This window comes from Colwellia sp. C2M11 (genome assembly GCF_018860915.1).
Classification (GTDB): Bacteria; Pseudomonadota; Gammaproteobacteria; order Enterobacterales; family Alteromonadaceae; genus Colwellia.
This window is the reverse complement of the sequence record NZ_JAHKQD010000011.1, coordinates 69,107-89,213: the sequence shown is the minus strand read 5'-3', so window position 1 is coordinate 89,213 and position 20,107 is coordinate 69,107. Positions and strand designations below refer to the sequence as shown.

The following is a 20,107-nucleotide window of genomic DNA, read 5'->3' as shown; positions in this document are numbered from 1 at the left end:
AAGTAAAATGATGTGTTACTGCTCAATGAATTCTGTCGTGATACCAGCAAAGCTGATATCGCATTACATAGTCGCTACCTATCTCGCTAGAAATAAGTAACTATATTTATTTGCATGAACATCATTCATTAAGCGTTTTTTTGTTCCGCTTTCCTAAGAAAGAAGAACTATGTAAAAACAAGTTAATGTGAGTATTCACACAAATTGCATGATAACTAATTGTTAAAGAAGATATCGAGTAACTAGGTTAGTCGATATAGATGAGAGTCGCATTCGCTCTTCATCTGAGCAGGTTAAGTCTAACTTAATCTGCGTTGCTCGTTGCTGTTGCCCCGAAGCAGGATGCGTATCATACGCTTCCGAGTTTTAATGTCAACGTTTTATTTTGATTTTTTAAAAGTTTTTGCAAACTCTTAAACACTTCACTACTTAAATCAAAAGTAAACGTTAAGTTAACTATTTAGCATTAAATGAAAGTAGATAACTTATTAAAACAGCCCGTTGATGATTCGTTTTGCCTGAACCCCTTGGAACTGGAGCGCATTGTAGAGATTTTTAAAAAAGGGTCAAGACTTTTCTTTAAACTTTTATTCGTTCGAAGATATATTGAACTAAATGCATTTTTATTAGACTAAAGTATGGACTTCCTGCTACTTTTGGGCTTTTATAGATATCAATCACACTATTTTTACTTGTGTCATTGAATGTATTCTCGCTTATGTAAGTTGATGGAACAATATGAGAAATTTTTATTAATCAATTGGAACCCCACTATGAAGTTACTACCTCTGTTATGTTTAATTGGTTTTCTTTTTTCATTTGCAGCTAATAGTACTGCATATAGTTTAAAGCAAACTCGACAAATAGCAGTTTTATCAACGATGTTTGATCAACTTATCCACCGTCAGATTAATTCTGAAATGGCTGTCGAAAGAAGTGTTAATGCTTTACTTAGGAGTTATCCAGAACAAATAGCTTCAGTCTTGAAAATAGCTGTAGCGAAATATCCTCAAGAATACGAACAAATTATATGTGGTGCTATAAGAGCAGAGCCGGCATTAACGAGTGATGTTATTGATATTATATTAAGATCTAATGTTGCTAGCATTGAAGATATTATAAGCTTTGCAGTGACAGAAGAGCCTGCCTATGCTGTTGAAATAGTCAATGCAGCGGTTTCACATAAACCTTCTAAACTAGAAAATATTGTCCGTGTTGCTATAACTACAGAGCCAATAATGGCTAAACATATTGTAGACTCAACAATGCAAAGTTACCCTGAAAAAATATTGGATATTCTTGCTGTAGCAATTAAAGCCTTACCCGAACAAGTGGTTAGTATTGTTAGAGACACGTTAAGGATTTCACCCGATAATACTGAGGTTGTTAGTATTGCTGTAAATTCATCTAGTGGCAATAAAGCACGTGAAATTATATCAACAGCAGTAAAATCGGGGATCTCTCAAGAATCAGCAACCGCTGCTGCAATTGCTGGTGGTGCATTGGAAGCAGATATAGCTAAAGCAAATGAAGAATAAGGCTATAAATAATTTTATACTGACTTTCTTGTAAACACTAAATCATTACCTTGAGTCAAATCACTACTGTATTGATATCCGGCTAAATCAAAGCTCTTTAGCTGTTCAACGTCTGTGATTTGATTTTGAATAATATAACGAGCCATTAAACCTCTCGCCTTTTTCGCATAAAAGCTAATAATTTTATATTGATCATTCTTCCAATCTTTAAACTGTGGAGTGATGATCTTTGCATTTAATAGTTTTTTATTAACAACTTTAAAATATTCATTAGAAGCTAAGTTAATTAAAATATCACTATTTTGCTCTGCTAAAACTTCATTTAACTCATCTGTGATTATATTTCCCCAAAACTGATACAAGTTGCTACCGCGACAATTATCAAGTTTGGTTCCCATCTCTAATCGATATGCTTGCATTAAATCTAATGGTTTTAATAATCCATACAGGCCCGATAATATTCGTAAATGTTTCTGTGAAAAATCAAAGTCAGCATCACTAAACGAAGGAGCATCAAGACCACTATAAACATCGCCATTAAAAGCTAAGACCGCTTGGCGTGCATTCTCAGTAGTAAAGGGTTGGGACCATTCACCAAACCTTGCGGCATTCAACCCTGCCAATTTATCACTTAACTTCATCAATGAGGCTATTTGATCTGAAGATAACTTAACACAACGCTCAATTAATAGTTCGCTATGCTCAAGTAGGCTTGGTTGACTCGTTTTAGTGGTTGCTAAAGGGGATTCAAAATCTAATTTTTTTGCAGGAGAAACAATGATTAGCATAACATTTCCGTTTCGATTATTTTATAAACATATTAAAGCAAATGATAACATAGCTTTAATTCAAGTAAGAAGGAGCAATTACAATATATAATAGGATCAGTATGAAAATCAGTAACAATTGAATATTTGCTAAGTATTTGCACCGTAAAGGGGTACATTAACAGAATTTATGTAGTAACATTTAATCATACAAATCCATTAATTAATTTTAGCAACCTATAGGTCGTATTCATGACAAACTTATCTTCTCAACTTGAACAATTAAAGCAAATGACCACTGTCGTTGCCGATACTGGTGATATTGAAGCTATAGCTAAATTTCAACCACAAGACGCTACTACTAATCCATCATTATTATTAAAAGCAGCTGCATTACCATTATATAAAAATTTATTATCTGATTCTGTTATTTGGGCAAAAGAGCAATCTAATGATAAAAATCAGCAAGTTATTGATGCAGCAGATAGGTTATCAGTATTAATTGGTCTAGAAATTTTAAAAACAGTCCCTGGCCGTATCTCCACTGAAGTAGATGCTCGATTATCTTTTGATACAAAGGCCTCTATTGCTAAAGCTCACAAATTAATAGCAATGTACAATGAAGCAGGTGTGAGTAATGATCGTATTCTGATCAAGCTAGCTTCAACATGGGAAGGCATTAAAGCCGCGGAGCAGCTTGAAAAAGAAGGCATTAATTGTAACCTAACATTACTCTTTAGTTTTGCACAAGCAAGAGCTTGCGCGGAAGCCGGTGTTTATCTGATATCACCTTTTGTTGGTCGTATACTTGATTGGTTTAAAAAAGATACTGGTCGCACTGAATACCCTAGTGATGAAGATCCAGGGGTTATTTCTGTTACTGATATTTATAATTATTACAAGAGTAAAGGTTATAACACTGTTGTTATGGGCGCGAGTTTTAGAAATACGGGGGAAATTTTAGCACTTGCTGGTTGTGATAGGTTAACTATTAGTCCTCAATTGATGGATGAATTAGCCAACAACAATGCACCTGTTGAACAGAAACTTAGTGCTAACAACATTAATGATACAGGATCTACTGAAACACCATTAACTGAACAAGAATGGCGCTGGCAAATGAATGATGATGCAATGGCGACTGAAAAGCTAAGTGAAGGGATTCGTAATTTTGCTATTGATCAAGTGAAGCTTGAAAAACAATTAGCACAAATGCTATAAAAAGAATCAATGATGTAAAATCAACCGATACGACTATTTAAAATGCACATTTTTATTAAAAAATGTGCATTTTTTATTTTAAGCACTTAAAAAGTATGATATTAAAAAGATGCAATTGATCTATGTTTTTAAAGAAAATCTATTAAGGGGTACTTTTATGGATAATTTAAACCAAGTTTTAGCATCAGTTAGTCAACCTGCAAAAGGAAAAAATGTAGCGACAAATAAAAGGAAGTGGCGAGAAATTGAACAATTAAGAGATAAATTCCAACTCGAAAAAGAATTACTAATATATGAGGACTCTCTGGAGTATATGTTAGAAGAGTTTTAGCTAAATTTTCTATTAAAATTGTTTAATATCAAAACCTGACTTAGTCAGGTTTTTAACATTTAATTCTACAACAAGTAGTTTCCTATCAAAATGATGATTGACAATATTCAAACAAGCGTTTAACTTCTTAATAGTTTATTATTAAAAACGGCTAGTTACAGTAATATGTCAAAAACACTTATTAACTTTGTTCATGCGAATGGCTTTCCTGCCGGCAGCTACCAAACACTATTTAATTATTTACCAACAGAATATCAAATCATATCACATGAAAAATATGGTCATGATGAAAGATATCCCGTTGAAAATAACTGGCAACCCTTAGTGGATGAACTGATTAACTTTGTGAAACAGCAATTAGCCTTACATAATCAAGAACAAGTATTCAATGTAGGTCATTCATTTGGTGGAGTCATTGCTTTCATTGCAGCTTGCCAACAACCAGCCTTATTCAAAGGCTTAATTATGTTAGATCCACCTGTAATAACCGGCGCTACCGCTTTAGGAATGAAACTTGTTAAGAATACTCGTTTTATTGACAAGTATAGCCCTTCGGGTAAATCCAAAATAAGAAGAACACATTGGCCATTAGATACCGATGTTGCAAAGTTATTCTCAAGTAAAAGATTATTTAAAAATTTTGATGAACGCTGCTTAAACGACTATGTTAAACATGGCATTGTTGAACGAAATGGTCAATTAGAATTAGCTTTCTCAGCCCAAGTAGAAACTGATATTTTCAGAAATTTGGCAGATAACTTATCGAGTTATAAAAACAAGCTTAACATCCCTGCTACATTAATATACGCAGAGAAAACAGATGTATGTCCTCATATATTCTTCAAGAAATTTGCTAAATTAAATAAAAGTATTAATGTAATCACAACTCCCGGAAGCCATATGTTCCCCTTGGAACAACCTGAAAATACAGCGAACCTAATCAAAAGCATTATAGATATGAATAAAGTAGAATAATTTAGCTAAGCAATTAACACATCAAAAAATTGACGCTAGCACTTCCCTCCTATTATAGAGAGTAATTTTATTTAGAATAACTCTCTTATGCCTCAAAAAAAACACTTTTTTTATTATTTTATTTCAACAACTTAAAATATAAAAAATATAGAGCTCCCGTGTCAAAAATTCAGTTGGCATAACACTTGCCTTTACATAGTTATAGAGATTATTTTGCTGTGAAGGTTTGTTATGTACTATTTAAGTTTACCCTGTTTGAGTTTACGCACTATTAAAAGTAGTACTTGTATGCTTTTGTGCTTATTTTTATTTGCGTGTAGTACCACGGAAAATGTAAATAATAATAATTTTGCAGACAATCGTTATGACAATAGTCGTATGAATAAGCACTTTTCTCATACCCAATTTACACCTATCAATAAAAGTACAAACAAAAAATCAATAAGCTCTGATCACGAGTTAATGATGTCGGTTTTGAATAGACCTATTCCAGAAGATCAAGCAATGATATTAGCCTTAAAGCAAGAAAGAGCTAGTTATGGCCCTTATTTTTCGAATTATACCGTTAAAATAAGAGGTGATAAAAATTCAGATACAACGAATGTTAGAACTGAAAATATCTATACTCAGCTTATATCACAAGATATTAATGCTATTAATATTAGTGCCCCCAACTAAAACTGCAGCTACTTCAATTTTGACATCTATTAAAATCAGTTAAAGAATCTGTGATATATAAAATAACATCGCAGCCATCTAACTTATGTCATCTGACCAATCGAGTGTATTAAAAAGGTACTGCCATTGCTGATCGAAGGCAGCATTAATTATTACTTTCTCATGAGTAATAGGATGAAGAAAACTTAATGACTTAGCGATAAGCATTAAACGCTTAAAACCAAAGTGATTCGTAAAAAACGGGTTTTGCTTATTATCTCCGTAATTTATATCACCAATAATAGGATGACGTAAGTGTGCAAGGTGACGTCGAATTTGATGTCTACGCCCTGTAATTGGTGTTAACCTTACTAAAGAATACCGAACACTATCAAACTTCCCCAATGAAATTGGTAAACTTGCTTGCTTTATTACGCGATAATTAGTTTGTGCCAATTGCGCGGGTTTATCTCGTCTAACATTTTTATCACCAATTTTATCTAGTTTTTCCTTAAGCGCATGATCTATCAAGGTATCGTGCTCAAACATTGCTAAGTGCCCACGTACTAAAGCAAAATAAGTTTTTGTTAACTCTGTATTGGTATATGCCTCTTGTGTACTATTTTCCCGAATGTTCACTTCATTTGATTTACTAGCAAAAGCTTCATTCATTTTTTGAGCTACCTCTTGCGTTAAAGCAAACAACAAAACACCAGATGTCGGTCTATCTAATCGGTGTACAGGATAAACGTATTTACCTATTTGATCTCGAACTAACTGCAAAGCAAAATAGATTTCATTCTTGTCCATAAAACTACGATGTACAAATAACCCTGCAGGTTTATCAACGGCAATAAGATATTCATCTTGGTATAGAATAGTTAAAACAGGTTTTTGATCGCTTATTTCAGAAATTGGCTTATTAAGTTGTAAAGGCATAGTCACATTTTAAATTTTGCTAGATAAACGCATTATCTCTATAATGGCGAGCAGACTCAATCCTTCTTTACTTTGGCTTACTAATTCTCCTTATGAATACTATAGATACTATTTCACAGCTTTTGCATTCATCGAACTCTCAGTTTCGTCTTTATGATATTGGTCGAAAAATAGAAAAAATCTCAAAAGAACAATTTGAAAAAATAGAACTAAATCAAATACCATACCCAACGCCTTTACAAGGTCATGCTTGTATTGCTATTGCTTTTTGGCAGAAAAAATCACCTCAACCATATTTATGGCTATTAAAATTTCCTCTTGATGAACGTGGATTACTAAATCAAGGAGCAAGAAACCATTTTATTGCTATTATCATTGAAGCTCTTGGTAGTAATTTAATGCAAGATGCTAATGAGAAACAAGAAGAGTTATTAAAAAGTAATCCTTACTTGTATACTCCTGCACAGTACAAATTAGCTACATTAAACAGTAAAATTAATTTTGAACTAAAACAAACACCGAGTGAATATTTATCGCCATTTTTAACTTACCTTTCAGGTGAATCTGGTTGGGATAATTGGCAAGTAGTAGGTGTTCAGGGTATTACCGACTTTGCCGTGCGTATAAATGAGAAAGAGAACAGCGAAAAACTGATAAATGCTCTACCTCACCTTCCTACCGAAGTATTATTTCCATTATGTGGAGCATTAGAAAATGAAAGTCTACCTGCAGCATTACTGAATACTTTAATAAGTTTACTAGAAAAAAACATAGCATTAATGAAAGAGAATAACGAAAATAATGATAACCTCCTTCAAACACAACAACATTTACTTCGTAGTTTAGCGAGTAATTGCCACCATATTCACGTTGAACAATTTATTAATATGCTGCTAGCACAAGATAAAATCGCTGCTGAGCTATTAATTACACTTTCTGGTCGTTGTTGGACTGTACTTGCAGACGCTAAGATGTTGATTACTTATTTTGAGCACCTTATTGCATGTGAAGATCAAGCTCTATTCAATAGTATATTTAAAGACTTGGTTGCAATACCATCAATTCGTCCCATTGTTTTTGAATGTATGCGTTCACCCAATAGAAGCAATGCATTATCGCAAGCAATTGGCCAACTATTTAACTAAATAAAGCAATTTATTCGGCTTTACGATTTAAGGTATATCTACACACTATGGAAAATATTTACTACTTATTAGTTGTCTGCTTAATTTTTTGGTACTTTATTTACCTAAGAAAAGTCGCTGAAGCCGCCCTTATTCATGCTACTCGGTATTGTGAACAAAGCCAGTTACAATTTATTGCTATTGCCAGACGTTCAAGCCGGTTAACATTTAATAAGAAACATGGTCTTGTGTGGTTTAGCTTATTTGATATAGAGTTTAGCGGCGACGGTGAGTCCAGTAATCATGCTACATTGAGTTTATATGGATTAAAATTAGATAATGTTGATGTTCCTCCTTATCGAGTTTAATAAAATCAATTATTTCAATTCCAACTCTAATTATATAGGAAGGTATAGTGCAGTTTTTAAAGTCACTTTTTTGTTTACACGGTCTTGATAATAGAACACGTTTTTTTACTATTTCTATTGGTGTGTATGTTTTATTTGTCATGCTAGTATCTGCTTTTAGCAATAGTATTATTATACCGCTAATATTGTTGGTAATGTTTTCTCTAATACTTGGGTTAACAAGCCTGCGACGCTTACATGATGCGAAACTCAATAAAAAGTGGTTATTGGCCCCCTGCTTAACTTTTTTATTAGTAGGCATCATTATTATCATATCTCAGCAGAGCAGCAGTTATTATTTACTCATTCTTCCAACTCTTTGCTCTGCGGTATTATTGACTTATCAAAGCACTAACAAACATAGCTATATATTGGGTTACTATGGCCCAGTTGATATGAATGAATATCGACAAAATAGCCACAAGAGTGCACAATCACAATATCGCATTGAACCTACACTTGTTAGTGATACTTCATCTAACAATTATTACTCACAAACCCATAATGATAGTAGTCAAGAGTATAATCAAACAGATAAAATTGAAGATGATAATTATTCTCATCATAGACAAGCTAATAAGCAAACTGATATTGGTGAATTGATTCGCTTAAACCTATTAAACAATAGAAAAGCACAATTAATTATAGTGGCTATCATCGGCATAACCTTAATTGGTGTTAGTACTTCATGGCTAATTCATTACTTAGACTCTGCGGACGAAACATTAATAAATCAAAATAACAATAAAGAGCAAGTTAGTGTTTTGCCTTCTATTTTAAGAAGTCACCCTCTTCCTATGCCCGATAACTATACCTTATATTTATCGGAGCACTCTGGCATTAGTATTAATTGGCAAGCTGATGAAGTTGAAAATTCACTTTTATGGTCACAATTAACAGCACAAGGAGATGAAAGCTGTAAAGAAATTAGCTTTAATAAAGGAAAGCCAATACGTACATTGTCAGTGAAAGTGGAAGAGAGTAATGGGATTAATTCTAACTATTTTGCTAGTTTTTCCCCTCTTGATAGTCAAGAGCTTATTCAGGCTTTAGCATTTCGTGGCAACTTCACTTTATGTGGTTATAATTTTTCATTAAAAGGCAGTCAAGCAGCATTAGGAACAAATAACCAGTATTCACACTGGGTTGAATACTAAATTAGAACAATTAATTAAGAACACCGTATTGTGTGTTGTTGCTAAAAGGGGCTTTTAGCGCTCATTTAAAGCTGAAAGCCTATTCCATTATCAAATAATTGCTCATAGATACTTTTTATTGCAATAGCATTATCTGTCAATGAGTCATCTAATTTACTGCGTTTTTCAAAGCCTAAATCACTAATTTGATAATAGTAATCTGCATGTAAACCACTCAATTCAAGACATGCTTTTGTACAAGATAAATCACAACCATCAATAGCAATAATTGGGCGACCAGAATTTGCCAGCTCCATCATAGGAATAACTTTTCCGACAACACCTGAAACACACGACATCTCGGCAATACCATCATCATCAAGGTTTAACGATATATTATGAGCCATTTCGGCTAAATTAGAACACCCAGAGCAGGCATATACTATTGGTTTTCCTTGTTTTATTGTTGGATTTTTTTTTGGATTATCTGACATGGAACTAATCTCCTTGCTTAGGAATAGATAGCGGTTATTATATAACTGAGTCTAAACACCATATAAAACGCGACTTTCTGATTCTAACAAGGCCGAAAAAGTTGGTTTTGATTTATATCAACCTTTAGAGCAATCAACTATGAATTAATCTATTTGACCTGTTCTCGATTTAAGATACTTTAAATTGGTCTTTTTAACTTTAATAAATAGAGGTGACTTACCACTAACTACTCAACAAGTATTAAAAAGTTTAAGAAGAAACGTTATGATGCTCCCTAAGCGCGCTATGTACTTATATAACTTGATGACTATGGGATTTATATATTAAGTTAACTTTTAAAGGCTAATCGGTTAGATATAGCCTTATTTATGGTTTAATTCACTCTATTGAAACCGTAACTTACATAATATTGGGATATTATAAAGATATGCTTACTTCTTAGATTGTTTGTAAATATCTTCTGGTTTTAACTTTAATACTTTACGAGAAGGCTTTGCTTGATCTGTTTTACTATTAGGGTTTTCATATATTGCACTAGCATTCGGTCTTGCACCATCAACCCATGTTTCATTGTTTTGATTTTTAGCTTTAAAGTTATTATTTGGGGTGTTGCTATTATGTGACTTATTCTTTTGAGACTTACCGCCTAAAGGTGTATTCTTATCAGCACTATTATTTTCAATTTTACTTGTTCTAGCAACATGATGCTTCTTATCAATAGCTTGTAATAAATTACGTAAAACTTGATCTTTACACTCTCTGTAATGTTGATGATCAACTCTTCTTGAAAAAGCACTTAACTCAGGTTTATTTAAGCGAAAATCAACACTTGCTAATAATTCAATCAATTCTTCCGCTTTTAAATTAAGAGCGATTTTTAATTTAGTAAGAACAATATTATTTGTTAAACGTTTCTCAGGTGTTGCTGGAGCCCCTTCTCTTTTACCGCGTTTTTCATTAATAAATCCATTTAGAAATGAAGCTAATTCGACATCTTGACAGCTTACAAAATCAGCATCATTATCTTTTTTTAACCATTGGCTTACTTGCTCTCTAGTAACCATCAATCCTGCTGATGAGAAAATCGCTATCATCTGTTTGTCATTATAGTTAAAAGTGTAGCGTAACCGGCGAAGAACATCATTATTGTTCAAAGTATTTCCTAATAAAAAAGTGTGAATACACAGTATGAGATAAATCTATTTTAGCAGTTTTAAGCTACTAATAAAATAATGGAATTTATTAAACTTAGGGGGATAATCATTACAATTAAAAAATGCCACTCACTTTCAATGAATGGCATTTATTTAAATTAACGAAAAATGTTAACACATTAATTAATCGATACTTTTCTTCTTACTACAATCATCAATAAAGCGAATAATCCGAACAAGGTGAAAGATCCACCACCGCCTGATGTATTCGTAGTGCTATCATCAATAGCTTCTGCCTCTCCAGCTTCAATATAAAAAGAAACAACAGTCGTATTACTGTCAACAGTACCATCGTTAACGGTTAATTGTACGCTTACACGCGTTAAGGCGTTAACTACAGGCGCTGTAAAGCTTAATATACTACCTTCGGATTTAATTGTTAATGTTGGCCCTTCTATTTGCGTCCAAGTATAAGTAAGTGCGTCGCCGTCACTATCAAACGATGATGAACCATCAATTTTACCTTCCTCCCCGCCATTAAGAAGTACTAAAGTTGCAACAGCTCTTGCTAACGGTGCAGTGTTAGCTAATGCAGCCAAAAGGCCTGGATCTTCAACCTGTTTATTCGCTACTCCGTCAGCGTCGTTAGGTCCACCATCTTCAATAATTAAACGAATACATTCGTGTCCTTGTGTTAGGCCCTTTTTCCAGCTTGTATCATAATAACTAGGACATATAGAGTCTATACGTGCTGCAGAATGAATTTCATTATAAGCATCAACTTCAAAAGATTTAAATATAAAATCATTATAAATACTTCGAGGGGTTAAAAATTTTGCATAAATGGCATTAACAGGGATTTTACTACTTTCTGGTAATGGCACAACAACAGCAACAGAGTCTCCTGCTTGAGCTAAGTTCGACGCAATAAACTCAATAAATAGAAAACCAGTCGAAAGATCCAAATTTTCCTCAATCCCAACTTCATCAGTAATATCATCAGGATCAACTGGCTGACCATTGTCTAAATAGTCAGTGAGGTCATTCGGATTCACTGCCGCCCCACTTGCTTCTTGCCCAAGCGCTAAAGAATTAATAGGACCTAAGCTTAACTGTATACCAGGTTCAGTTCTCATCGGCTCTTCGCCTAGTACAAGAGCTAAAGTAGAACGGTCTGATGAATTATCTAAATAATTAGGTATACCATCGCCATCGCTATCAGTAACACCTTCAGCAGAATCATTAATACCATCGCCATCAGAATCTTTATCGCTATCTAAAATAACATCATCATTTTGAGTACTTATATATAAAGTAAGGCCTGAAATCGCTGTTAGAGGGTCAGTTCTATTCTCTTCTTCAAGTTTAGCCGCAACGTTAATCACATTACCATACTCGCTAAGGTTAACGTAATGATAATTGTTGAAGTAGGTACTCGAATTATCTTCATTTTGGTAGCCTACCGAGTTACTATCATTAAACAAAATATCAAACTTAACGCTATCCCCGTTAGGGTCATAACCTTCTATAAAAACCACTATATTTTCCGATTCGTTTTCATTAAAAACGACATCTCTACTACTTTGTTGAGCACAGGTTACCTTCGCTGATTTGTCCGATTCTACAGCTGACACAGGGCGTTCATAACATTGTGGTGTATAGGCATAAAAGTCTAAAATAACAGGTGGTAAATTTTCATCCGTTATGGTGAAAGTTGTTGTTGTATTTTCATTGTCAATAGCACCATTGATAATCTCAACAATTTCTACATTCAATATATCGCCATCTTCCCAACCGGTTATATCATTAAAATTATAAAAATCATATTCAGAGGTTTTAGCTTCTTTAGATGTCCGTAATGGAGATAGATAACTTTGCATAGTGAATTTAAAATCACGTGCATCCACTTTACTTGTGTCACTGTTAATAGATAACTCGATAGTTAATGTTTTTTCATCCGGATCGTAACCACCATGATTATTTATTAATATGTTTTCAAGCTTATTGGTTAGGGCTGTACCACTCAATTTAAAAGTAATAATAATATCTTCGTCTTGATTAATATTGGTGGTTGATAAATTGGGGATAACATCAAATGTTGAAGTAGCAACCCCATCAATTACTGGTGATTCTAGTGCAATTTTACCTGTAGCAGGTAAACTAACAAATGGCGTAACATAAACGATTTGCTTTAGTGTTATTGTATCGTCCATATCTGGGTTTGTTACTTCCCATTCAACAACATGTTGTCCAGTAAATAATTGATAATCTTTAATTAGAGATAAAGAAGAGTTCTCAGGTAAGCCATCAAACTCTTCCGGTACTTGATTACTCAAGGTTAACAATTCAGTGGTAACCTTAGTTATATTACTTTCTGGGTTAATGGTGACAATAGTGTCTGAAAAAACATCTGAATCTGCATACGCTGAAACAGAAATACTTAAGCAGGCTATTGCAAAAGCACAAGCTTTACTTATATTGACAAGTTTATTAAATGACAAAATATATTCCTCTGGATGGGCGGTTTTTGTTGTTAGAATAAAAGACTGAATCAGAATAATATATTTATTTTAGTGAGTCGAATAATTTGTAACAATTTATTTTATTATTTCCGTCTCTAATTATCTCCACACAGGAATATATATTGTTGAACAGTGTTCAAAGGGATGGAACAACTTCATAAGGGATATAGAAAGAGTAAAAAGCTTATGCACAAGAGATTGGGTTAAACTGGTCGACTAATTAATCCGTTTGCTATTGCCAATATAAACTATGAATTATCGACATTAGTATTATATAAAATTTAGCTATATTATTAAGATCTAATTAAATTTTTACTATTGCTGCACTTATCATTAAACATAAAAAAACCAGTCCCCTTTAAAGAGTACTGGTTTTTTGATTAAAAGTTACAATATATTAATTAGATTGAAACATTTTTACGTCTAGCTGTATCTACAATGAAGCCTTTCCAACTACTAGCCGCTTTACGCGATTTAGGGTCTTTTATAGCTTTATTGATAGCAGCATAAGCTTGTTTATACTTTTCAAGATAAAAATATGATTCAGCTATGCTCATATACAAGCGTCCTTGATTCTTAATACCTAGATCAATGGCTTTATTTAGAGCCTGGATTGCTTTAGCAAATTGCTCGTCTTGCTTCAACAACATGCCTTGCTTGCTATAATGCTGTGCTTCACCAGTCATCTTAGCTAGCTCACCATAATATTTGGCAGCAGTACTAACATGTTGTGCAGCATGCCAAGCGTTAGCTAAAGTTGAGATGTTCTTGTCGTCTCTTTTAACTAAACCTGAAGCAATATGCTTCTCTAATAATAAAGCAGCTTTATAAGGTGATTCATTAGAAGAATATAAACTTGCTAATGTTTTAATCTGAGATTCTTTATCAAGAAACCCTTGCTTATAAGCTAGATCAAGTGTTTGTAATGCTTTAGGGTAATCTTCCACAAGTAAATAAAACATTGGTAATTGTGTCCACCAGGTTTTATTTTCAGGAAAAATTAAAATTACCGTTTCTAATACATCAATCGCTTCTTTATATTTTTTACGCTCATAATAAGAAGTTAATTTTAATATATAAGGGTTTTGGTTAGGTTTATCAGCAAATGCGGCGATTGCATTATCAGCAGGAACAATCATTTTATCCAATTGTTTTAACTCATAATTTGCTTGAGCTATTTTAACCCAAGTGTCACCATCATTTTTACCGGTAAAATCCATCCAAGTATAGTAATTACTTAAAGCACCTTTATAGTCTTTGGTTTGCATTTGCAAATCACCCAATAACTTTAAAGCTTCACCATGATCTCCTTCATTTAAAATATCAGGAGCTACAGCCATCTTAAGGTATTTTATTGCTTCTTCTTCATGGTCACCTTTAGTGGCATACATAACAGCAATAAAACGAGAAACATAGGCTTTATCATAATCTTGTTTGGCTTCAATATCTTTTAAGATAACTAAAGCACCATCAATATCATCAGCTGTATAAGCCTCAAAAGCTTTTTGTACCTTTTTACCAACAGATTGACCAACAAGCTGCGTAGGACGTTTCTTTTTCTCTTCTTGAGCAGCAGCCGCATTAGCATTTTCAGCAAATGGCACTTGCGCAATCAATAGAGAAGCAACAACAACTAAAGAAGTTGATACTTTCTTAAAAGACATACTTTCAAGGGTAAATTGTTTCGACATAATTAACTCCCTCCGTCCATTTTAAAGTCTAATTGCACTGTTAAACCTTCTTGTCTTAATGGTTTACCATCAACAACTTTTGGCTTGTATTTCCACTTTCTAAGTGCACGTTTCGCTTCCCTGTCAAAAACACGCTTAGGTTGAGCTTCAATTACTGTAACATCTTCAACACCACCAATCTCATTGATTGTAAATGAAAGCTTAACCCAACCTTCTTTACCATCACGAGCTGCTTGAATAGGGTATTTAGGCTCTATTCGTACAATTGGTGTTGCATCACCGTCACGGCCAAACCCTGCACCTGGTGCAGATAAGCCTGTTGATGCGCCAGATAATTGTAATCCTGGCATATTAAACTGCAAACCACCAGTGTCGTTACTTGCTTCAGGCTCAGGAGTCTGTTGCTTTGGCGGCGCTTTAGGCGGCGGCGGTGGCGGTGGCGGAACACGACGACGTGTTTCTGCTGAAGACTCTGGCGGTGTAGTATTCACTTCTACGATTATACTCTCTTTTGCCTCATCCTTGTGTCTATCACCGCTAGATACAAGGAAAGCCATAAAAGCAAATAGACCAAAGGTAACTACAGCGCCTAGTAGTATTGATACTAAAAAGCGTCCCATTCTCTACCCCTTCGCTGCAGCAATAGAGATTCTAAGATCACTTCCTGCTTCTTTAATTGCATCCATTACTTTAACAACAACGCCATGTTTAGCGTCTTTATCAGCTTGGATAATAATTACATCGGTCGGTTGTTCAGCAAGTAATTTTTCAATCCTTGCACCAACACGTTCGATGTCAACACGGCCTTTATCTAACCAAATTTCACCGTTATCTTTAATTGCTATAAAGATATTGGCATTTTTCTGCTTAGTTTGCTGTGCTGCTTTAGGTTTGTTTACTTCAATACCTGCTTCTTTAACAAAAGAAGTGGTTACAATGAAGAAGATCAGCATGATAAATACGATGTCGAGCATCGGTGTCATATCAATTACCGCTTCTTCGTCCTCACGAATTTTTTTACGTGCCATGAAAATATCTCTCTAGTGATGAGGTAAACTGTCAACCAGTTTAGCCTTTGCTAGTTTAACTTGAGCGTCTAGTCTTGAACTAAAAAACACACCAGATAACGCTGCTACCATACCGGCCATAGTCGGAATTGTTGCTTGCGATATACCTGCGGCCATTAATCGCGGATTACCTGTACCTTGTTGTGCCATTGTTTCAAACACACCAATCATACCGGTTACAGTTCCTAACAAACCAATTAATGGACACATTGCCACTAATGTTCTGATAGTTACCATGCGTTGTTCAAGCAGTTCGTTTGCTTCGGAAATCCAAGTCTCTCTAATACGATGTGCATACCAAGACGTTGTGTCTGAGCGTGCATCCCAACGAGAAACAATATCTTTCTTCATTGTTGGGTAGATTGCTGATAAGAACCAATAGCGTTCTATCATCATTATCCACATCAATAAGAGTGCAAAGGCAACAACGTACAGTACGTTACCGCCAGTTGCAATAAAACCCCTGACAGATTCCCAAAGCTCTATCAGGAATAACATTATTTAGACTCCTTCTCAGCAATCGCAGCAATTAAGCCTGCACTTTGCTCGTCTAGTTTTTGTAAAACGCTTTTCGCTTTACCTGCAACAATTGAGTGGATAAGAATAAGTGGTAATGCACAAATCAAACCTAATGCTGTTGTAACTAATGCTAGAGAGATGTTACCCGCCATAATTTTCGGGTCACCAGTACCAAACAATGTAATTGTTTGGAAAGTCATAATCATACCGATTACTGTACCTAATAGACCCATTAGAGGAGCTATAGCAGCAAACATTTTGATTAAGTTAACACCACGGTCAATTTTAGGTGTTTCACGTAAGATACCTTCATCAAGTTTAAGCTCTAATGTTTCAGCATCAACTGACTTGTTATCATGATAAATTTGAAGTAAACGACCTAATGGGTTGTTACTATTTGGTGTATCAAGATTTTTCTCTTGAGATTTAATCTTAGAAGTAATACTACCTAAAACGATAATACGTTCAAGCGCAATCAATAAACCAATGATTAAAAGAACCGTGATAGCGTAACCAACTTCTTTACCTTCATGGAAGAATTCTTCAAGTGTTTTCTTACGTGTTTCTAGTGATAAAATACCACCACGTGAAGGATCCACATATACACCAGCATAACCTGAACTAGTGTTGAAGAAACCAGATGCTGTATCAGAAATATAACCTGCTGGTTGTTTAGCTAACGGTTGAACCTGACCAACTTCATCGTTATAAGTTAAGTAACCATCTGCAGAAACTAGGTTAAATGTACCGATACGAGTAATCGTTTGAGTAGTTTTAGAACCATCTAAGTTTGTTACTTCAGCAGTAAACTTAGAAACTTTACCTGATTCAGTCATTTCAGTTTGTAAAGCAAACCATAACTCTTCAAGATCTTCTAAAGCAGGAATTTCTTTAGCATTCGCGATACGGTTTAACGTTTCGCCACGGCCAGGGAATTCTGCACTTACGATAGAAGTAGCAATTTGGCCATAAGCGCCTGCAGCTGCAGCACGAGAAACACCAAACATTTCACCTAATGTGCCTGTAGCATTATCAAGTTCAACTTCTTTTTGTGCTAATGCAATTTCGTTATCTGCATATTCTTTTGTTAAACGTGCGTTACGCGCATTTTGATTCGCAAGTTCTTTTTTAGCTTTATTTAAAAGTGCTTGTTTATCAGCACGTGCTGACGTAAATTCAGCTTCACGTTTTTTATCAAGTTTAGCTTCTGAAATACGATCAGATTTAACTTGTTTTAGTAAATCATCTAACTGATTCGCTTGTGTTGTTGCAACAAAACCAGCTGACATTACTACTGCTAGCGTTACAAAATTAATAACTTTTCTCATTATTCTGCTCCTGCTGCAAATACTGGTAATTTAGCTAAATCTGGTGGAAGTTGCTTACGCGCCATAGCGATAGCATCTTTAATAGGTTTTAAATATTCATCACCTAATTCTTCCCATGCACGACTTTGGTTATTCCATAACCAAGAACGTTTACCATCTAGAGATTGTGCAACAAAAGCGATTCTGCCCATATGAACGAAATCAGCTGTTAAGGTTGTACCACCAAAATCCATTTCTGCTTGATAAGCATCAAAGATTGTGCCGTAACCTGCTTCAATTTCATATGCTTCAAGTACTAAGCGGAACTGCTCAGAAGTAGTAACATTTGAATTTGACATTACGTTGTGTAAATTAGCAACACGCTCTTTACGACGTTCAATGTTCATTGGAACGTCAAGTTCGATATATTTTTCCAAGGTATCGATCATTTTGTACATCAATGGCACAACACCTTGTTTAATTTTATCAATACCATCAATTTGCTTTTGTAATGATGCGATATTTGCTTTTTGATCATCAACCATACGTTGAACATGATCATTATAACCACGTAAAACATCTGCTTCATCAACGGTATTACGGTATTCAGCAAGAAGTTCTTGCGTTTGTTCGTAAATAGTGTTGATTTTGGCTTGTGATTTAGCTGACTGCTTAAATATTGTAGCTTCAGCTTTTTGAAGATCTGTTAATGCATCAGCAGCAGCGATATTACTACCTGTTAATGCTAGTGCGCCTACCATTGCCGTAGCGATGAGGCTTTTCTTACTTACTTTGGACATAGTTCCCAACCAATTGCTATTTAAATTTTGATAACAAAGATTTTTGTTACCGCAAATATAAAAATCTGTCGTTTTATTATTTGTAACTTTTTTTTATACAACCTATCAATAATCCCAAATGACAAACAAACTGTCAAGGTGGTAGTTATAAAGTTATTTATTTATTCGAGTAATAAATAAAAAATATCACAAAATCATCATTAAATATCTGGATTAATAGATGCTTTAGATTCATATATGGTCTTTTTTGATTATTACTTGAGCAAAAAGGCCTAAAATAGACACATTTGTTTTTGCTATATATGTTTTACTAATTCATTCGTACTAAGTCAACTTTATTTACACTATTCGGCTATTAAAAACACGTTCCTCTTGGCTAAATCTTGTAATTAAACCTCTAAACAAGTCATTTTTGGGTGTTATTCAAACAAATATGTATATTTTAACCAGGTTTGAATGTTTTAAAATTTCAACAAAAATAGTAGTTCTGTATAGTCAGGCTGCCATTGAAAATCTTTCAGCTTAATTTTTACGCCCAGAACAACTATATTTTCACCTTGTAAAAGCTGCTTTTGCTCTAAAAAATATGGACTATTTATTGGAAATGAAATTTTACCTTGTGAATTAATAACACGATACCAAGGTACTAATTTTCCTTGCCAGCCTCCTTTAGGTATTTTACTTAAGGCTTTACCTACTAATCTTGCCCTACCAGGTAAGCCAGCGAGATCAGCGATTTGGCCATAACAAGCAACTTTTCCTTTAGGAATTAACTGTACTGTTTGCCAAATTTGCTCGTAATGCGGTTTAATTGATTCAGTGGTAGCCATTTATTTCTTTATTATTGACTTAAAATGAGCGCTATACTCATATTTGAATAATACGTTATCATATCAATATACATAATTATTGCTACAGCATGCATAATAAGATTGGGGAGCATTTATGAAAATTTGGGTTGATGCAGATGCCTGTCCAGTTGTAATAAAAGAAATATTATTTAAAGCGGCTGAACGAACTGGAATTGAAACGACACTGGTCGCTAATCATCATATTCGTATACCACCATCACGTGTTATTAATTTTATGCAAGTCAACTCAGGTTTTGATGTCGCTGATGATGAAATTGTAAAAAGAATCAATATAAATGATTTAGTAATAACGTCAGACATCCCTTTAGCTGACGAAGTTATTAGTAAATCGGCCATAGCTTTAAGCCCAAGAGGTGAGCTGTTTACCAAAGAGAATATAAAATCTAAATTAAATATTCGTGATTTTATGGATACCATGCGTGCTAGTGGTGTTCAAACAGGAGGACCATCAGCATTAAATCAAAGTGATCGTCAAAGCTTTGCTAATCACTTAGATAAAATTTTAATGCGTTATCAAAAGTCACAATAATGATTGCAACACATAAATAAACATATAAAGTGTTATACACAGGGTTTATTTACGAC

Annotated in this window: 21 protein-coding genes; 9 read left to right on the top strand and 12 right to left on the bottom strand. The window is 34.2% G+C overall.

All coding sequences use genetic code 11. The features are described 5' to 3' along the window. Positions 1 to 773 precede the first annotated feature (773 nt). Positions 774 to 1,538 carry a hypothetical protein gene (locus tag KO509_RS04190; protein WP_215972036.1) on the top strand — a complete coding sequence of 255 codons (765 nt, stop codon included), beginning with the start codon at positions 774 to 776 and terminating at the stop codon, positions 1,536 to 1,538. Positions 1,539 to 1,552: 14 nt separating this feature from the next. Here KO509_RS04190 and yaaA read toward each other — a convergent pair whose 3' ends face one another. Next, positions 1,553 to 2,326, bottom strand: coding sequence for a peroxide stress protein YaaA (yaaA, locus tag KO509_RS04185; protein WP_215972035.1), 774 nt, complete (start codon positions 2,324 to 2,326; stop codon positions 1,553 to 1,555). A gap of 231 nt (positions 2,327 to 2,557) precedes the next feature. Between yaaA and tal the strand changes: the two genes are divergently transcribed. From tal to KO509_RS04165, 4 genes are all read left to right on the top strand, one after another. Further along, entirely contained in the window at positions 2,558 to 3,526 is a 969-nt protein-coding gene (gene tal / locus KO509_RS04180; protein WP_215972034.1) for a transaldolase, read from the top strand. A gap of 157 nt (positions 3,527 to 3,683) precedes the next feature. Continuing rightward, complete coding sequence (locus KO509_RS04175) at positions 3,684 to 3,857, top strand: DUF3545 family protein (RefSeq protein WP_215972033.1); 174 nt, start codon at positions 3,684 to 3,686, stop codon at positions 3,855 to 3,857. A 165-nt stretch (positions 3,858 to 4,022) separates the two neighbouring features. Next, complete coding sequence (locus KO509_RS04170; protein ID WP_215972032.1) at positions 4,023 to 4,832, top strand: alpha/beta hydrolase; 810 nt, start codon at positions 4,023 to 4,025, stop codon at positions 4,830 to 4,832. A 288-nt stretch (positions 4,833 to 5,120) separates the two neighbouring features. After that, positions 5,121 to 5,510: a hypothetical protein gene (locus KO509_RS04165; RefSeq protein WP_215972031.1), complete on the top strand. Its 390-nt coding sequence runs from the start codon at positions 5,121 to 5,123 to the stop codon at positions 5,508 to 5,510. A 78-nt stretch (positions 5,511 to 5,588) separates the two neighbouring features. On the opposite strand, the gene KO509_RS04160 is transcribed toward KO509_RS04165, so the two are convergent. Next, positions 5,589 to 6,428 carry a pseudouridine synthase gene (locus KO509_RS04160; protein ID WP_215972042.1) on the bottom strand — a complete coding sequence of 280 codons (840 nt, stop codon included), beginning with the start codon at positions 6,426 to 6,428 and terminating at the stop codon, positions 5,589 to 5,591. A gap of 92 nt (positions 6,429 to 6,520) precedes the next feature. On the opposite strand from KO509_RS04160, the gene KO509_RS04155 reads away from it, so the two are divergent. Genes KO509_RS04155 through KO509_RS04145 form a run of 3 tightly spaced genes read left to right on the top strand, consistent with a single transcriptional unit; the run spans position 6,521 to position 9,116 of the window. Further along, positions 6,521 to 7,573 carry a DUF3549 family protein gene (locus tag KO509_RS04155; RefSeq protein ID WP_215972030.1) on the top strand — a complete coding sequence of 351 codons (1,053 nt, stop codon included), beginning with the start codon at positions 6,521 to 6,523 and terminating at the stop codon, positions 7,571 to 7,573. 47 nt (positions 7,574 to 7,620) lie between these two features. After that, a complete protein-coding gene (locus KO509_RS04150) occupies positions 7,621 to 7,920 on the top strand; it encodes a DUF3301 domain-containing protein (RefSeq protein WP_215972029.1) in 300 nt (99 codons plus the stop codon). Between the two features lie 47 nt (positions 7,921 to 7,967). Beyond that, positions 7,968 to 9,116: a hypothetical protein gene (locus KO509_RS04145; RefSeq protein ID WP_215972028.1), complete on the top strand. Its 1,149-nt coding sequence runs from the start codon at positions 7,968 to 7,970 to the stop codon at positions 9,114 to 9,116. Between the two features lie 65 nt (positions 9,117 to 9,181). On the opposite strand, the gene KO509_RS04140 is transcribed toward KO509_RS04145, so the two are convergent. The 10 genes from KO509_RS04140 to KO509_RS04095 all read right to left on the bottom strand — a co-directional run bounded on the left by KO509_RS04140 (position 9,182) and on the right by KO509_RS04095 (position 19,480). Continuing rightward, complete coding sequence (locus KO509_RS04140) at positions 9,182 to 9,589, bottom strand: putative zinc-binding protein (protein WP_215972027.1); 408 nt, start codon at positions 9,587 to 9,589, stop codon at positions 9,182 to 9,184. Between the two features lie 432 nt (positions 9,590 to 10,021). Next, on the bottom strand, positions 10,022 to 10,744 hold the full coding sequence (locus KO509_RS18260) for a DUF1456 family protein (protein WP_215972026.1): 723 nt from the start codon (positions 10,742 to 10,744) through the stop codon (positions 10,022 to 10,024). 179 nt (positions 10,745 to 10,923) lie between these two features. Next, on the bottom strand, positions 10,924 to 13,245 hold the full coding sequence (locus KO509_RS04130; RefSeq protein ID WP_215972025.1) for a PKD domain-containing protein: 2,322 nt from the start codon (positions 13,243 to 13,245) through the stop codon (positions 10,924 to 10,926). Positions 13,246 to 13,667: 422 nt separating this feature from the next. After that, on the bottom strand, positions 13,668 to 14,957 hold the full coding sequence (locus tag KO509_RS04125) for a hypothetical protein (RefSeq protein WP_215972024.1): 1,290 nt from the start codon (positions 14,955 to 14,957) through the stop codon (positions 13,668 to 13,670). A 2-nt stretch (positions 14,958 to 14,959) separates the two neighbouring features. Continuing rightward, positions 14,960 to 15,577 (bottom strand): energy transducer TonB, encoded by a 618-nt coding sequence (locus tag KO509_RS04120; RefSeq protein ID WP_215972023.1) that lies wholly within the window; start codon positions 15,575 to 15,577, stop codon positions 14,960 to 14,962. A gap of 3 nt (positions 15,578 to 15,580) precedes the next feature. Continuing rightward, positions 15,581 to 15,985 (bottom strand): biopolymer transporter ExbD, encoded by a 405-nt coding sequence (locus tag KO509_RS04115; RefSeq protein WP_215972022.1) that lies wholly within the window; start codon positions 15,983 to 15,985, stop codon positions 15,581 to 15,583. A 12-nt stretch (positions 15,986 to 15,997) separates the two neighbouring features. Continuing rightward, positions 15,998 to 16,522, bottom strand: a complete 525-nt coding sequence (locus KO509_RS04110) for a MotA/TolQ/ExbB proton channel family protein (protein WP_215972021.1) — start codon at positions 16,520 to 16,522, stop codon at positions 15,998 to 16,000. Continuing rightward, the gene (locus tag KO509_RS04105; protein ID WP_252727378.1) at positions 16,522 to 17,832 is read right to left on the bottom strand and encodes a MotA/TolQ/ExbB proton channel family protein; all 1,311 of its coding nucleotides are present in this window, start codon (positions 17,830 to 17,832) and stop codon (positions 16,522 to 16,524) included. Before KO509_RS04105 ends, KO509_RS04110 begins: the two co-directional genes overlap by 1 nt. Positions 17,833 to 17,870: 38 nt before the next feature. Then, positions 17,871 to 18,650, bottom strand: a complete 780-nt coding sequence (locus tag KO509_RS04100) for a DUF3450 domain-containing protein (RefSeq protein WP_215972019.1) — start codon at positions 18,648 to 18,650, stop codon at positions 17,871 to 17,873. A gap of 461 nt (positions 18,651 to 19,111) precedes the next feature. Further along, entirely contained in the window at positions 19,112 to 19,480 is a 369-nt protein-coding gene (locus KO509_RS04095) for an MGMT family protein (protein WP_215972018.1), read from the bottom strand. 115 nt (positions 19,481 to 19,595) lie between these two features. On the opposite strand from KO509_RS04095, the gene KO509_RS04090 reads away from it, so the two are divergent. Further along, positions 19,596 to 20,051 (top strand): YaiI/YqxD family protein, encoded by a 456-nt coding sequence (locus KO509_RS04090; RefSeq protein ID WP_215972017.1) that lies wholly within the window; start codon positions 19,596 to 19,598, stop codon positions 20,049 to 20,051. Positions 20,052 to 20,107: the final 56 nt, after the last annotated feature.

Excerpts from the sequence above, each read along its gene's own strand:
- KO509_RS04190 (WP_215972036.1), top strand. The coding sequence starts at position 774 with ATGAAGTTACTACCTCTGTTATGTTTAATTGGTTTTCTTTTTTCATTT.
- yaaA (WP_215972035.1), bottom strand. The coding sequence starts at position 2,326 with ATGCTAATCATTGTTTCTCCTGCAAAAAAATTAGATTTTGAATCCCCT.
- tal (WP_215972034.1), top strand. The coding sequence starts at position 2,558 with ATGACAAACTTATCTTCTCAACTTGAACAATTAAAGCAAATGACCACT.
- KO509_RS04175 (WP_215972033.1), top strand. The coding sequence starts at position 3,684 with ATGGATAATTTAAACCAAGTTTTAGCATCAGTTAGTCAACCTGCAAAA.
- KO509_RS04170 (WP_215972032.1), top strand. The coding sequence starts at position 4,023 with ATGTCAAAAACACTTATTAACTTTGTTCATGCGAATGGCTTTCCTGCC.
- KO509_RS04165 (WP_215972031.1), top strand. The coding sequence starts at position 5,121 with ATGCTTTTGTGCTTATTTTTATTTGCGTGTAGTACCACGGAAAATGTA.
- KO509_RS04160 (WP_215972042.1), bottom strand. The coding sequence starts at position 6,428 with ATGCCTTTACAACTTAATAAGCCAATTTCTGAAATAAGCGATCAAAAA.
- KO509_RS04155 (WP_215972030.1), top strand. The coding sequence starts at position 6,521 with ATGAATACTATAGATACTATTTCACAGCTTTTGCATTCATCGAACTCT.
- KO509_RS04150 (WP_215972029.1), top strand. The coding sequence starts at position 7,621 with ATGGAAAATATTTACTACTTATTAGTTGTCTGCTTAATTTTTTGGTAC.
- KO509_RS04140 (WP_215972027.1), bottom strand. The coding sequence starts at position 9,589 with ATGTCAGATAATCCAAAAAAAAATCCAACAATAAAACAAGGAAAACCA.
- KO509_RS04125 (WP_215972024.1), bottom strand. The coding sequence starts at position 14,957 with ATGTCGAAACAATTTACCCTTGAAAGTATGTCTTTTAAGAAAGTATCA.
- KO509_RS04120 (WP_215972023.1), bottom strand. The coding sequence starts at position 15,577 with ATGGGACGCTTTTTAGTATCAATACTACTAGGCGCTGTAGTTACCTTT.
- KO509_RS04115 (WP_215972022.1), bottom strand. The coding sequence starts at position 15,985 with ATGGCACGTAAAAAAATTCGTGAGGACGAAGAAGCGGTAATTGATATG.
- KO509_RS04110 (WP_215972021.1), bottom strand. The coding sequence starts at position 16,522 with ATGTTATTCCTGATAGAGCTTTGGGAATCTGTCAGGGGTTTTATTGCA.
- KO509_RS04105 (WP_252727378.1), bottom strand. The coding sequence starts at position 17,832 with ATGTCAGCTGGTTTTGTTGCAACAACACAAGCGAATCAGTTAGATGAT.
- KO509_RS04100 (WP_215972019.1), bottom strand. The coding sequence starts at position 18,650 with ATGTCCAAAGTAAGTAAGAAAAGCCTCATCGCTACGGCAATGGTAGGC.
- KO509_RS04095 (WP_215972018.1), bottom strand. The coding sequence starts at position 19,480 with ATGGCTACCACTGAATCAATTAAACCGCATTACGAGCAAATTTGGCAA.
- KO509_RS04090 (WP_215972017.1), top strand. The coding sequence starts at position 19,596 with ATGAAAATTTGGGTTGATGCAGATGCCTGTCCAGTTGTAATAAAAGAA.